We start from the raw sequence: 14,545 nt of genomic DNA on the forward strand, positions 1-14,545 counted from the left end.
CGCCGCTTTTATTTCTCTACCTTTTTGAAGAACTGCGGAAGATATTCTTTATGCGCTTCCAACATTTCATCTAAAATTTGTTTTGCCACTTTATCTGATGGTACAAGTGGGTTAATTGTCATAGCAAGCAGCGCTTTATGATAATCCCCTGTAACAGCAGCTTCAATTGTTGTGCGCTCAAATGATTTAATTTGTTGTACTAAACCGCGAACTGGTACTGGAAGATCTCCAACTGCAATTGGTTTTGGACCTTCTTTCGTAATAATACAGTTCACTTCAACAGCCGAATCATGTGGCAAGCTTGCAATTGTTCCGTTGTTTCGTGTATTAACAGGCTGGATATCACCTTTATTATTGTAAATAGACGTAATTAAGCTACATGCTGCATCACTATAATAAGCTCCGCCACGTTTTTCTAATTGTGGTGGTTTAATATCTAAATTCGGGTCTTTATATAACTCGAATAAATCATCTTCTAATTGTTTTACTACTTCTGCACGTGTACCTTTTTCAACCGAAGCTTCTTTCTCTTCTTCTAGCATTTCACGTGTTTTGTAGTAGTAACGATGGTATGGACATGGAATTGCACGAAGGCCGCGAATAAAGTCTGGCTCCCAGTTAAGCGCAGCGATATTTTCCATCGTAATTTGCTTTTCTGGATCTGTTACAAGTTCTAACACACGATCCATTACACTTACGCCATCTAAGTATACGTCTAATCCATATACCATGTGATTTAAACCTGCAAAATCAACGTGAACACGACTTGCATCTACTTCAAGCAATTTTGCAAGACCCATGCGGATTCCGATTGGAACGTTACATAGACCAACTACTCTTTGAATATTTGTATAACGAAGAACAGCTTCTGTTACCATACCAGCTGGGTTTGCAAAGTTAATTAACCATGCGTTCGGACAAAGCTCCTCCATATCCTTACAAATATCTAAAATAACAGGAATCGTTCTCAATGCTTTGAATAAACCACCAGGACCATTCGTTTCCTGACCGATTACATCATATTTTAACGGGATTGCTTCATCTTTTGCGCGAGCTTCTAATAAACCTACGCGAAGCTGCGTCGTTACGAAGTCAGCATCTTTTAATGCTTCGCGACGATCAAGCGTTAAATGTACCTCAATTGGTAAACCAGATTTTTTTACCATACGTTTCGCTAAGTTACCAACGATTTCTAACTTTTCTTTTCCTGCCTCAATATCTACTAACCAAATTTCACGAACAGGAAGCTCATCATAACGTTTAATAAATCCTTCAATTAACTCTGGTGTATAACTAGATCCACCGCCGATTGTAGCAATTTTAATTCCAGTCATGCTTTATTCCCCTTTCGCTTCAAGCTTTTTATAAAGATCGATAAACTCTGCTGCTAATTCTTTTACTGTAATCGCATTCATTAAATGATCTTGTGCGTGAATTAAAAGAACACTAATCTCTGTTTTTTCTCCTCTTGCTTCTGATTGTATGAGCTCTGTCTGGAAATGATGCGCTTCATTAATCGCTTCTTTCGCCTTTACCATCGCTTCATCAGCCTCTGCCATTTTCCCCTGTTTGGCAAATTGAAGTGCCTCCATCGCAAAGCTTCGTGCATTACCACTATTTAAAATCAATTGGAATGGAATTTGTTCTGCTGTAGTCATCATAATTACCGCCCTCTCTATTATCGTTCAACCGATTTACATACCCCTTCAGTTTGAACATTTCTATTAAAATATTAATTTATGAATGATAGTTTGGTGTTCTTGTAGATGGATCTCATCTTTTTGAACATGATATAAAGGTGATTGTTCTCACAGATAGTGTTATCTGTGAGAACAATTACTGTGTTACATAGGTACAGAGTTGTTATTTCCTTGTGCTGCTGCTTTTTCAGTACGAACAACAGAACGATCGCATAATACAACGAATGGATAATAGATTACCATCGCAATTACAAAGTTGAATAACTGTAGAATTGCGCCTGAAAGATGCCCACCTGTTACAAGATAACCACTAATAATTGGTGGTGTTGCCCATGGAATCATCGCAACTGTTTTTGGTACCCAACCAATAGATATAGCTGTATAAGAAGTAATTACTAATACGATTGGTGTTATGATAAACGGCAAGAATAAAACTGGATTTAAAATAATTGGTGTACCAAAGATTACTGGTTCGTTAATGTTGAATGCACCTGGACCAATTGATAAGCGAGATACACCGCGTAATTGTGCACTTTTTGCTACAAGTAATACAACTACTAAGAACGCTAATGTTGCACCAGAACCACCAAGATATACGAAAGTATCAAAGAATGGTTTTGTAACGATGTTTGGAACATCAAATGCAGATGTACCACCTTGGAATAACTTCATGTTTTTCTCTAATGCCGGTAAGTATAATGGCTCAATAATACCACCAACAATATTCGGACCATGTAAACCGAAGAACCAAAGAAGATGAACAAGGAGTACAATGACAATTGCACTTGGTAATGTCCCTGCTAAACTTTGCAGTGGTGATTGAATCGTATTAAAGATAAATTCATGAACACTTGTACCAGCTAATTTCACTGCTAATTGAATACCTGCAACTACTGTTAAAATAACAAATGCTGGAACTATAGCTGCAAAAGATCTTAAAACTGCTGGTGGTACTCCATCAGGCATTTTAAAAGTAATGTTTCTTTGTACGAAGAAACGGAATACTTCAGTAACAAGGAGTGCCACAATAATTGCTACGAATAACCCTTGTGCACCTGTCCAAACTAAGTTCAATCCGCCTTCTTTCGGTGTTGTTGGCGTAAGAATAATTAACGCACCAAATGAAATAATACCTGCTGACAAACCATCAACGCCGTAAGATTTTGCTAAGTTATAACTTGTTGTAAATGCTATGATTAGTGCTAGAATCGCGAAAGAACCAGTCCACATTCCACCGCCAACTTGTTTCCACGTTTCACCAAACAAACCTTTCATGAAATCTTGGAAAGCTTCAGATGGAAAACCATTAATTAGTGATGCCAGTGCACCAACTAAAATAAGTGGCATAACTGCAATAAATCCGTCACGGATCGCAGCTAAGTGACGTTGCGATCCGATTTTACCAGCGACAGGAACAATATATTTCTCCATAAATGCAATAAACTTTTGCATTTTGCTTCCCCCCTAATTATTTTTTAAGTGTTAATGCATGATCTAAAACTGCTTCTCCATTCATCATGCCGTAGTGCATTGGATTGATAACGTCGATTCCAACGTTTCTCTCATCAGCAAGCGTTTTCATTGAAGAAAGCATGTAACGAACTTGTGGTCCTAATAATAATACGTCTGCTTGATCGATATTTGTTTTTACTGCATCCCCAGATACAGCCCAAATCTTTCCTTCTAAACCGCGAGCTTTTGCAGCCGCTTCCATTTTTGTAACTAGTAAACTTGTAGACATCCCTGCTGAGCAACATAATAAAATATTCATTTGAAAATCCCCCTTGTGTAGTATAAAAAATTTATATTTTATTTATTTTTCTTTACGCTATTTATTAATGCAATTAGCGTGCCAACTTTTTAAAACCACTAAAATCAGCACTTTTTCGACTATTTCCTTTGTGTGTTAACGCTTTCAATTAGTGTGTCGATCAAAAAACACACAGTGTGTTATAAAACAACACGCTTTTAACACATAACTGTATGAAAATAGATTAGTGTTTAGTTGTCTAGTTGTGTTTAAAACAAAAAAAACACTAAAAAATTTTTTTAGCGTGAAAATCTATTAAAAAAACTCCTCTATCTATTGTCCAAGCAAACTCTACTAAATCACATAGAATAGAGTAAAGTAACACAATTCGAAAGGGGATTCCTATGCCAAAACATAGAAAACAAAGCAAAATAAAGATTTATAGAATAACAAGCTATAAAAAAGACAAACGTTCTGAATTAGACTCTAACAAATTTGAACTAGAACAGCAGAAAATAGAAAATAAGCAGGACAAGCACGGTAAACAAGGCAAACAGGACAAACAGGACAAACAGGATAAACAGGATAAACAGGACAAACAGGATAAACAGGACAAGCAAGCACAAACGGAAAATGTAGTCATAGTACCCATGGATTCACACAACCTAGATATATGGGATGAAATTTCTTTAAAAGAAATACAAGCTGGTGAACATACAAGTTTATTGAATGAAAAAAGCAATTATCAAAATATTCATTTGCTACAAGTAAGCGATATCCGTTTATATTTGGACAAGCAACTACAATTCAGTTCCGTCGATGAGCAAATTTATCATGAAGCTCTTGTGCATCCAATTATGTCAAAAGTAATTGATCCAAAACGTGTTCTCATATTAGGTGGTGGCGATGGTCTTGCCCTGCGAGAAGTTTTGAAATATGAAACTGTGCTACATGTAGACCTTGTTGATTTAGATGAGGTAATGATTAATATGGCACGTAATGTTCCAGAAATAGTATCTTTAAACAACAATGCATTTTTGGATAGTCGCGTGAATGTGCACGTATGTGATGCGAAAGAATTTCTAAATTCTCCTTCATCCTTATACGATGTAATTATTATTGATTTTCCTGATCCAGCAACAGAAATTTTAAGTACTTTATATACAAGCGAACTTTTTGCTCGGATAGCTACATTCTTAACAGAAGGCGGAGCATTCGTCTGCCAATCTAATTCACCTGCTGATGCACCTCTAGTATATTGGAGTATCGGTAACACAATTGAACATGCGGGATTAACTGTGAAAAGTTATCATACAATCGTTCCGTCTTTCGGAACTGACTGGGGATTTCATATTGCCGCTAATTCTGCCTATGTACTCGATCAAATTGAGCAATTATATGTAGTGCCAACACCTCGAACATTACCTTCTCTTCTTTCTCCTTTATTTCAATTTAGAGAAGAACATTTAGAACAACGTAATCTCGCTCTTTTAAACTCAGAATCGAATCTTGTCCTACATCAATGTTACAAACAGGAAATGGAATTTTAACAACATTATAGTAAGGAGCGCTACCTTATGGAATATTCTACTTTCGGTAAGCATATAATAGTAGATTTATGGGGAGTGGATTTTTCCCTATTAGATGATATTTACTTTTTAGAACATCATTTAGTTCACGCTGCTGATCAATCTGGTGCTCACGTTTTAAACGTAAGTACAAAAGAATTTAATCCGCATGGTGTTACTGTTTTAGTTTTACTATCAGAAAGCCACCTCTCTATTCACACTTATCCAGAAAAAAACTTTGCCGCCATTGATTGTTATACGTGCGGTACAACCGTTGAACCGCAAATAGCGATTGATTATATCGTAAGTATATTAAAACCAAATGAGATGCATATAAAAAAACTGATTCGTGGTATAGGAGAAATTGTTACTGTCGATTAAATATCACTCTTACTCATTTGTAAAAAGGAGGATTGTAAATACCATCAGTGGAACACATATTCCACTGATGGTCCAGACACATACATATTTTTTCACCTTAATTGATGATTTAATTTTTCTATTTTTCGCTTCCAATATAACGTCATCATCAACCATATAATGAAGTAAATAACAATAAAGCTTCCTATACAAACGAGAATTGGGCCGAAACGATTTGGAACCCACCCAATCCAAATGGCTGTAGGTAAAAATGTTCCTAGTAAAACAATAAAGTGAATCATCGTCTGCTTTAATATGCTCCATTCCTCCTTTTCAAAAATAAATGAAGCGAAAGAGAAGATAAGCCCTACTATATTGGCCGTAACTAAATACATAATTAATGTTTTTGTTTCTACTGTTTCCATTCCTTTTACATAACCAATCCATAAAAACAATAGACTATATACCATCGCCATCCCGAGTCCAAAGGCTATTTTATTAACTATTCTATCAAACATCTTTTAACCTCCTCCTATATTTAAAGCTTCTTTAATGAGCGGTACATATTTCCTTGAAACATATTCTTTCATTCCATTAGAAAAATGGGCACACATACTGCCACTAAAAGACATTTCAAAGCTTTTGACATGCCCTAAATTTGCAAGTATCGACTTAGAAAATCTAGCAAAATGCTTTGCAGCTAACTGCTCTTCTAATTCATATAGGCGAGCCTTCACCTCAAGACTCCCTTTCTTCGTTTGCGCCATAACTTTTCTCTCTTCTGTATAGAACCAATAAATATCATTTAAATTCAATAAATAATACTGCTGATTTAACACACCAACAATTTGATTCACATTCCCTCCTTCAATTATTTTTAAAATCTGCTGAATTTCATCTGTCACTTCTTTTGTTTTTATAATAATTTCTACTTCGTCTTGTGATGGGTCCAATTCGATGCGAACTTTCATCTACTTCCCACCCCCTTTACAACTTCATTTTTACATAAATTTGGAAATAATAAATAAAATTATGCGTAAGTGGTTCTCTTTTCGCCATAACAGTATCTTTACGAAACATAAAAAAACCTTGCATAAGCAAGGTTCATTCAGTCACTGACATCTTCCTATATAATTCTACAAATTCACTCGCTAATTCCTTCACCGTAATTGCATTCATTAAATGATCTTGTGCGTGCACCATCAGAAGGGTAACTTCGGTCTTTTCACCACCGGCTTCTTTCTGTATGAGATCCGTTTGTACACGGTGTGCCTCTTTTAATTCCTCTAACGCTTCTTGTAATTTCGCTTCTGCTTCTGTAAACTCTCCACGCTTCGCGCAATCAATTGCTTCCATTGAACAACTTCTCGCATTTCCCCCATGCAAGATTAAGTGAAAGGCCTTCGTTTCTATCGTATCCATTTTAGTTCTTTACTCCCCCTTTTCTTCCGCCACTTTTTGTTTATCCCATATTTTTAAGAACGGTAAATAAATGAAGAATGCAAGCGCAAAGTTAACAAGTTGTAAAACAACACCTGAAATTTTCCCACCTGATCCTAAATATCCACTAAATAGAATTGGTGTCGTCCAAGGAACAGCAGCACCGCTCGGACGAGCAACTAATCCCCATTCCATTGCAAAGTAAGAAACAATTGTTAACACAACTGGAACCAATATAAATGGAATTAATAAAATTGGATTCATGACAATCGGCATCCCAAAAGTTACCATCTCATTAATATTAAATATACCAGGCGCAATTGACAATCTACCTATACTTTTTAATTGCTGACTTCGGGCAAATAATAACATTCCTACAACTAAAGCAAGCGTTGCACCAGATCCGCCCATATAAATCCATAAATCAAAAAACTGTGCAGTAATCGTATTTGGTATATCTTGCCCTGCTTGGTAAGCAATTCGGTTTTGATCCATTAACGACAACCAAACGGGACTCATTACACCACCAACAATAGTAGCTCCATGAATTCCACATGACCAAAGAACATGAACGAGAATAACAGCTATTATTGCGCCCCAAAGACTAGCACCAAGTACACTAAGTGGTTCCTGTAAAATTTGCCCTACAATATTATGGATACTGCCAAAAGAAGTATTTTCTATAATTAAGCGTAAAAGCCAAATAACCGTTACAACAATAAATCCTGGAACAAGCGCGGCAAATGAACGTGTCACAGCTGGCGGAACTGTCTCTGGCATCTTTATAATTATCTTTTTTTGTACAATAAACCGATAAAGTTCAGTAGATATAAGTGCAATAATCATTGCTACAAATAACCCTTGGCTTCCCATTAATACAGCTGGGATAGCACCTTCTACAAGTACACTCTCTTTTGTACTTGGTATAATATATGCAACTTGAAATGGCGTCGCAAGTAAAAACGTCACAAGCGACAATGCCCCGGATGCTAAAGCGTCCACTTTATAATATTCTCCAAGTCTGTAAGCGATTCCAAAAACAGCTATTAAAGCCATTATATTAAAAGTTGCACTAACTGGATACCCCAAAGCCCTCTGCCAATTCTCCCCAAACAAACCTGCCATAAAATCATTATAACCTGGTATTGGTAAAGCACTAATGATGAGGAAAAATGATCCTATAATTAAGAACGGCATCGTCAATACAAGTCCATCACGAATTGCTAGCAAATGCCTCTGCTCTGCAACCTTTCCTGCTACCGGCATTACATATTTCTCTAAAAACCGTATCATCTATCCCACTCTCCTCATGGTTTCATTGACAAAGCTGCTTGCAAGATAGCTTCCCCATTACAAAGTCCGTAATGAACGGATTGAATGACATCAACAGGTACCCCTTTCTCCTTACATAATTCCTTCATTTTCGGTAATAAATAACGTACTTGTGGCCCAAGTAAAAGTACATCGGCTTTATCAATATGGCTATTTACTTCAGAACCTGATACAGCCCAAATCTTTACCTCTATTCCTCTTGCCTCTGCTGCTTTCTCCATTTTAGTAACAATCAAACTGGAAGACATTCCCGCTGCACAGCAAAGCAAAATATTCATCTCGCTTCCCTCCCCCTTCTTCTCAACCTAAATGATGGCGCATCCCTTACCACAACTAGGTTACAAATATATATGTCTAGATTTCCTGCTGTATGCCGAGCTTAAAAACAAAAATTTCTCGGTTTTCACGCTATTCCATCTATCCGTATTCTCCTAGTAAAGAGGACTTTAACTCGCTATAATAATTCAGTATGATTTTTTTAATTGATAGGAGGATATATTTATGAAGGCATATCGCTTTCCACTTATTTTATTATCTTCTATCCTAATTGGTGGTTTCATTGGTTATTTCATGGGTGCCGATGCAGTTGCTTTAAAGCCGCTTGGTGACATTTTCTTAAACTTAATGTTTACGATTGTTGTACCGTTAGTGTTCTTTAGCATCGCGTCATCTATTGCTAATATGGATGGATTAAAACGTTTCGGTAAAATTATGTCTAGTATGGCTGGGACTTTCTTATTTACAAGTATTTTAGCTGCTATTTTTATGATTATTGTCGTGAAAGTATTCCCGCCAGCACAAGGTGTTGTATTAGAACTAACCCAACCTGACAAAGCTGAAAAAGCAGTTAGTGTTGCAGATCAAATCGTCGGTATTCTAACAGTATCTGACTTCTCGAAGTTACTATCTCGTGAAAATATGTTAGCTCTTATTTTCTTCTCTATTTTAATGGGGATTGCAACTTCAGCAGTTGGTGAAAAAGGAAAACCATTCGCTACATTCTTACAAGCTGGTGCAGAAATTTCAATGAAAGTCGTATCTTTCATTATGTACTACGCTCCAATCGGACTTGCTGCTTACTTCGCAGCATTAGTTGGTGAATTCGGACCGCAGCTTCTTGGAACTTACTTCCGAGCAGCAATGGTATACTATCCAGCATCTCTCATTTACTTCTTTGTATTCTTTACGTTCTATGCATACCTTGCAGGTCGCAAGCAAGGTGTACAAGTATTTTGGAAGAACATGGTCTCTCCTACAGTTACATCTCTTGCAACTTGTAGTAGTGCCGCAAGTATTCCAGCGAACTTAGAAGCAACGAAGAAAATGGGTATCTCTTCTGACGTTCGTGAAACAGTTGTCCTTCTTGGATCTACACTTCATAAAGACGGCTCTGTTTTAGGCGGCGTATTAAAAATTGCTTTCTTATTCGGTATTTTCAACATGGAATTCGAAGGACCGAAAACATTAGCAATCGCACTTGTTGTTTCTCTATTAGTAGGAACAGTAATGGGCGCTATTCCAGGCGGCGGTATGATTGGTGAAATGTTAATCGTTTCTTTATATGGCTTCCCGCCAGAAGCATTGCCAATTATCGCAGCAATCAGTACAATCATTGATCCTCCTGCAACGATGTTAAACGTAACAGCAGATAACGCTTGTGCCGTAATGACAGCTCGCCTTGTAGAAGGTAAGAACTGGATCAAAAACAAATTTGCTTAATAGATAGAAAGAGGATGCTCGTTTTGAGCATCCTCTTTTTGTCGTTATTTGTTGATAAGTCGATATCCCTTGTCGAAACGTCGATATATTGAAAAAATCGTTGATATATTTGAAGTTATGAACGATATATCTGAAAAATCGTCGATATAATCCACTCCGCCACAAATTTGTTAAAATCTTCACAAATATTCCACATCCATTATCCATTCTCCGTACTATAATCATGTATGGAAAAGGAGATGGACATAATGACTCAAAGCGCACCAGAATTTAAAGTTTTGCAAAGCATTGCATTCCTTGCTGTCGTTTTGCAAAGTTCGTTATTATATACAATGAATCAAGAAAATGTCTTACTTGAGCAATCCCTCATTATGGGCATGCTATTTAACCTTGCAAAATTTTCAGCACCTGCATTCATATTTATCGTCGGCTTCCACTTAATTCGTCACTATACAAAGCAATTAGTATACAAAGAATATATTTCCGAAAAAGCTGCACATTTACTCATTCCTTATCTCTTCTGGTCTATTCTTTACTTATTAACAACAAACGATATGATCACATTACAAGGCGGAATAAAAAGTTTATTACTCGGAACAGCCGCACCCCATCTTTGGTATGTGATTATGATGTTTCAAATTCACCTACTGTTCCCTTTACTGTGCACACTATTTTATTGGTTTCAAAAACGAACAGAAAATAAAAAAGACATATATAAATATATGACCGTCTTTGCTTGCCTATATTTCCTCTTAATGTGGTATTCTTCGCACTACATTTTTAATGGCGAGAAATTGACTAGCTCAACCATTTTACATTATACAGACCGTTCCTTCTTCTTCTACTCATTCTATTTCGTCATGGGAGGAATCGCTGCTGTCGCACTAAAAGCGTGGCGTACATTTGTCATAAAACATATTCCGCTTATTACAATCTTATTTTTTATCTTATTTTTATTCATCAATTATGAGTTATTTAGTTTTTACGGCGCAAACTCTATTCATTTAACCGTTTCGACTTATTTAAAGCCATCTATGTTTTTATATATCGTATGCGAAATTATCATACTTTACGTGCTTTCTATTACAATCGTACAGAGACGCGGTTTCTTATATAAAGCTTTACGATTTATCGGGAATTACACATATGGTGCTTATTTAGCTCACTTTTTCTTCTTGCAACTATGTACAAAGTTTCTTTCTCTATTCACACTGCAAGAAAACACAATATTATATAGCCTATTATTATTTACAATAACAGCCACAATCTCGATTTCAGCAATGGTCATATGCAGTGCACTACCATTTCATACGTGGATTACAGGTCCTTCTCCTAGGGCAAATATGAGATGGGCGAAGATTGTACTTCGGAAAAATCACGAAAAGGTATTCAAACCATATCTTTGATATAATAAAGTGAAACTTTAATCAGTGGAGGAGTTCTTCATCCCCCACTGATTATTAATTGAACCAACCTGGCATTTACGGGCAGTTGATTCTCCACCTAACTTCTTTTCTTTTGCTGAATGTTGAGGTAGGAGTCTTACTGCCCGTTAATGCGGGATAGAATTTCATACAAGAAAAGAAAGTAGGATACACCTATGATTAATCAAATTGGACAAATTATGTTATATGTAAATAATCAAGATGAAGCCATGCAATTTTGGACTGAGACAGTAGGATTCCAAATTATTGCGGAAGAAAATAACGGACAAGGTTTTCGCTGGATTGAAATTGCACCGTCAAAAGAAGCAGGAACAAGCATCGTTCTTCACGATAAAGAGTTAATTGCAAAGATGCAACCTGAATTAAACTTAGGTACTCCTTCACTTATGTTCTTCTCTAACAACTTAGATCAACTATATAAAGATCTTTCTAAGAAAAACGTTACTGTTGGACAAGTTGTAGATTTACCTACTGGCAGAGCTTTTAACTTTGCTGATAATGAAAACAATTACTTTGCGGTAATGGAACGCAAATAATAGGCCAAAAAATGGTTCTCCTTTCATACATATACATTGAAAGGAGAACCATTTTATATTTTCTCTATAGTTTTACGCTTCTTTCTTCTATATAAAGCAATTAGAAATGCACCTACAATGATAGCACCTGCTCCTATCATTCGTTTATCTACTCCAACAACTTCCTTAATCTTTTCTTTTTCCTTTTCGTCATACGGAACACGGTGTCCTCGAACGAGCAACCTATGCGTGTTTACACCATATGGCGTACATGTAATTAGTGTCACATAATCCTGATTTTCAGCTACTGTTAAATCATCCGTTTCTTCTGGTAGCACTACTTTAATTTGATCTACTTTATATGCTAATACTTTATCTAAAGAATGAATATAAAAAATATCCTCCTCTTTTAATTTATCCAAATCTGTAAATAATACAGCAGATGGCAACCCCCTATGTCCAGTCAAAATAGAATGTGTTCCTCCTCCGCCAACTGGCAAAGAGGAATTCTCTATATGACCTACCCCTCTACTTAAAACATCCTCAGACGTTCCATGATATATAGGAAGCTTCACATTAATTTTAGGAATTTCTACATAGCCCATTACTTCTCCTACATTCAACATATCTACGTAAGAACTGGAATTTCCACTCTTATCGGAACGAAATGGGTCTGTAACGGTCTGTCTCTCCTGTTGTAGTTTCTCATTGTACTCTTTCGCTTCTTTTTCTTTACGTTTAATTTCTTCCCTTTGCAGCTCTTTCACCTTTTTGTCATATGTACTTACTTCAGAATAATGCGCTCTTGTCGCTAACCAATTACTCACCGTCGGGTATAAAAAAATACTAAGTCCTACTAAAAAGATGCATCCAAAAATAATATTACGTTTCATAATATACCCCTTTATTATGCATATGTAGTTCCATTTATCTCGCTATTTACCTAGCAGTAAATAACGAAAAGAGGAAGATGTTCTTTCTCCCTCTTTTCTCCCTATACTCGTACGCTTATTAAGCTTTTCTTCTTAAGAACATAAACGCTGCGCCCATTAATACAAGGCCAACTACTGTGAAGAGAATTGTCCCAATTCCACCTGTTGCAGGAAGAATCCAGCCACTCTTATTATTTTCTACAGTTAATTTCACCGTTTGGTTATCCTTATCAATCTTAACTTTAATTGGCTCTCTTAATTTTTGATAAGATTTCACTTCACCTTTATCCGTATACTTCGGTGCTTCAATTTCAACGATTTCGTATTCACCGTAAGGAATGTTGTTCCAATTAATTATCCCATCTTTATCAGATACGCCGACAACGTCAACACCTTTTACTTTTACAACTTTACCATCTTTTCGTAATTCAAATTTCGCACCTTCTAAAGCATCTTTAGTTGCACCGTCAATTTTTTTCAATGAAATTTTGCCATCAGTTACGATAACCTTTACAGGAGGTGTTGTTGTTTCATCGTCTGGTGGTGTTACTTTATCACCAGTTTCATAATCGATTTTTGCTATATTTTCTATTACTGTTCCACCGTTAATATCTCCATTTACTTTCGCCTTGATTTGCAAATGTAGTTCTTTTTTATCTTTTAACGCTGCAAAATTCTCTACAGTCACTGTCACTAATTGACCTGCAGCAGTCTTTTCACCTAACGTCACTTTTACAACATCAGAAGATACTTTTTCACCATCAATTGTAACAACTGGTGTACCGATAATTGTTAATCTTGGATCCACGTTATCTGTTATTACGTATTTCTTGTACAGATGAATATCACCTGGTAGTTTCGTTTTAATGTCGTATGTGAATTCTTCATCTACGTTAATTGGTAAACCATTTAAATTACCGTTAATCTTCTTATCAATTGTCGGTTTTTTATAGTTTATAATTTTATCTAGTTTTACAATTTCCCCATAGCCTGCTTGACCGTCTTTAGGGAATGCACCTGATTTTTCAACTTTAAATTCATATTTTTTAGGATCTAAAACATACCCTTCTAGTGCTTTTGACTCTTTGAAATAATATTCTCCATACAATAAACCGTCAACGCGGATTTTACCATCCTTATCTGTCTTTAGATCCTTTAATTCTTTTCCTGCTTTATCTACTACTACTTTATCAGTCCCTTTATGATATAGCGTGAACTCTACATCTTTTAATGGTTTTCCTGCATCGTCTACTTTCGTTAATTCTACTGCTCCACGCTTGATTTCATTTTTTGGATAAATATGAACGTCGTAGTTTAATTTTTTACCTTCTTTATCAGTCATTGGGATATCAATTGTATATGGCTCTGTATTTATATTTACGTTATCTGGACCGCTAACTTCTTTCACTAAGTAACGACCGATTGGAAGGTCCTTAAAAGTTACTGTACCATCTTCACCTGTTACGTCGCTAATAGGTGTTGCATTGTCAACTTTCTCAACAGCTTCTTTTACAATTTCTCCATTTCTTTCAATCACTTTAAAAGTTGCAACTTTTACAACTTCATACTTTACTCCTTTTATCGGTGTTGCCCCTTCAGGAACTTTCTGACCAGGTTCACCAGTTCCTTCTTCACCTTTTTGTCCATCTTTTTCATGCGCATATTTATGAATCGTTAAAGACCCTTTTGTCGGAACCTCATTTGCTGCAAATGCACTTGGCAGCGTTGAAAGCATTAATATAAATGCTAAAACCATACTAAATACCTTTTTCATACTCGTATTG

General features: G+C 36.2%; 16 protein-coding genes. 5 read left to right on the forward strand and 11 right to left on the reverse strand.

The genetic code is table 11. The features are described 5' to 3' along the window. Positions 1-8: 8 nt before the first annotated feature. The 4 genes from celF to NLJ82_RS25630 form a co-directional block, all read right to left on the reverse strand. Positions 9-1,334: a 6-phospho-beta-glucosidase gene (celF, locus tag NLJ82_RS25615; protein ID WP_000145749.1), complete on the reverse strand. Its 1,326-nt coding sequence runs from the start codon at positions 1,332-1,334 to the stop codon at positions 9-11. A 3-nt stretch (positions 1,335-1,337) separates the two neighbouring features. Continuing rightward, positions 1,338-1,661 (reverse strand): PTS lactose/cellobiose transporter subunit IIA, encoded by a 324-nt coding sequence (locus NLJ82_RS25620; RefSeq protein WP_000989050.1) that lies wholly within the window; start codon positions 1,659-1,661, stop codon positions 1,338-1,340. 183 nt (positions 1,662-1,844) lie between these two features. Continuing rightward, a complete protein-coding gene (gene celB / locus NLJ82_RS25625) occupies positions 1,845-3,152 on the reverse strand; it encodes a PTS cellobiose transporter subunit IIC (protein WP_001168828.1) in 1,308 nt (435 codons plus the stop codon). A 16-nt stretch (positions 3,153-3,168) separates the two neighbouring features. Continuing rightward, the gene (locus tag NLJ82_RS25630) at positions 3,169-3,471 is read right to left on the reverse strand and encodes a PTS sugar transporter subunit IIB (protein WP_001023569.1); all 303 of its coding nucleotides are present in this window, start codon (positions 3,469-3,471) and stop codon (positions 3,169-3,171) included. A gap of 383 nt (positions 3,472-3,854) precedes the next feature. Between NLJ82_RS25630 and NLJ82_RS25635 the strand changes: the two genes are divergently transcribed. Both NLJ82_RS25635 and speD read left to right on the forward strand, forming a co-directional pair. After that, the gene (locus NLJ82_RS25635) at positions 3,855-5,000 is read left to right on the forward strand and encodes a polyamine aminopropyltransferase (RefSeq protein ID WP_001123989.1); all 1,146 of its coding nucleotides are present in this window, start codon (positions 3,855-3,857) and stop codon (positions 4,998-5,000) included. 27 nt (positions 5,001-5,027) lie between these two features. Beyond that, positions 5,028-5,399 carry an adenosylmethionine decarboxylase gene (gene speD / locus NLJ82_RS25640; protein ID WP_000456819.1) on the forward strand — a complete coding sequence of 124 codons (372 nt, stop codon included), beginning with the start codon at positions 5,028-5,030 and terminating at the stop codon, positions 5,397-5,399. A gap of 92 nt (positions 5,400-5,491) precedes the next feature. Here the strand turns inward: speD and NLJ82_RS25645 are convergent, their stop codons facing one another. The 5 genes from NLJ82_RS25645 to NLJ82_RS25665 all read right to left on the reverse strand — a co-directional run bounded on the left by NLJ82_RS25645 (position 5,492) and on the right by NLJ82_RS25665 (position 8,428). After that, complete coding sequence (locus NLJ82_RS25645; RefSeq protein ID WP_000460270.1) at positions 5,492-5,896, reverse strand: DUF3021 domain-containing protein; 405 nt, start codon at positions 5,894-5,896, stop codon at positions 5,492-5,494. 3 nt (positions 5,897-5,899) lie between these two features. After that, positions 5,900-6,349, reverse strand: a complete 450-nt coding sequence (locus NLJ82_RS25650; RefSeq protein WP_000868207.1) for a LytTR family DNA-binding domain-containing protein — start codon at positions 6,347-6,349, stop codon at positions 5,900-5,902. A 133-nt stretch (positions 6,350-6,482) separates the two neighbouring features. Further along, a complete protein-coding gene (locus NLJ82_RS25655) occupies positions 6,483-6,800 on the reverse strand; it encodes a PTS sugar transporter subunit IIA (RefSeq protein ID WP_000379638.1) in 318 nt (105 codons plus the stop codon). Between the two features lie 9 nt (positions 6,801-6,809). Continuing rightward, a complete protein-coding gene (celB, locus tag NLJ82_RS25660) occupies positions 6,810-8,111 on the reverse strand; it encodes a PTS cellobiose transporter subunit IIC (protein ID WP_000617774.1) in 1,302 nt (433 codons plus the stop codon). Between the two features lie 14 nt (positions 8,112-8,125). After that, entirely contained in the window at positions 8,126-8,428 is a 303-nt protein-coding gene (locus NLJ82_RS25665; protein WP_001023546.1) for a PTS sugar transporter subunit IIB, read from the reverse strand. Between the two features lie 223 nt (positions 8,429-8,651). On the opposite strand from NLJ82_RS25665, the gene NLJ82_RS25670 reads away from it, so the two are divergent. The 3 genes from NLJ82_RS25670 to NLJ82_RS25680 all read left to right on the forward strand — a co-directional run bounded on the left by NLJ82_RS25670 (position 8,652) and on the right by NLJ82_RS25680 (position 11,850). Further along, the gene (locus tag NLJ82_RS25670; RefSeq protein ID WP_000649370.1) at positions 8,652-9,869 is read left to right on the forward strand and encodes a dicarboxylate/amino acid:cation symporter; all 1,218 of its coding nucleotides are present in this window, start codon (positions 8,652-8,654) and stop codon (positions 9,867-9,869) included. A 248-nt stretch (positions 9,870-10,117) separates the two neighbouring features. After that, positions 10,118-11,275, forward strand: a complete 1,158-nt coding sequence (locus tag NLJ82_RS25675) for an acyltransferase (protein ID WP_000194291.1) — start codon at positions 10,118-10,120, stop codon at positions 11,273-11,275. A gap of 194 nt (positions 11,276-11,469) precedes the next feature. Further along, a complete protein-coding gene (locus NLJ82_RS25680) occupies positions 11,470-11,850 on the forward strand; it encodes a VOC family protein (protein ID WP_000609840.1) in 381 nt (126 codons plus the stop codon). A gap of 53 nt (positions 11,851-11,903) precedes the next feature. Here the strand turns inward: NLJ82_RS25680 and NLJ82_RS25685 are convergent, their stop codons facing one another. Then, positions 11,904-12,722, reverse strand: coding sequence for a class C sortase (locus NLJ82_RS25685; protein ID WP_000827782.1), 819 nt, complete (start codon positions 12,720-12,722; stop codon positions 11,904-11,906). A 118-nt stretch (positions 12,723-12,840) separates the two neighbouring features. After that, complete coding sequence (locus NLJ82_RS25690) at positions 12,841-14,535, reverse strand: SpaH/EbpB family LPXTG-anchored major pilin (RefSeq protein ID WP_000755296.1); 1,695 nt, start codon at positions 14,533-14,535, stop codon at positions 12,841-12,843. Positions 14,536-14,545 lie beyond the last annotated feature (10 nt).

Source organism: Bacillus paranthracis, assembly GCF_024296885.1.
In the GTDB taxonomy this organism is placed as follows: Bacteria; Bacillota; Bacilli; order Bacillales; family Bacillaceae_G; genus Bacillus_A; species Bacillus_A paranthracis.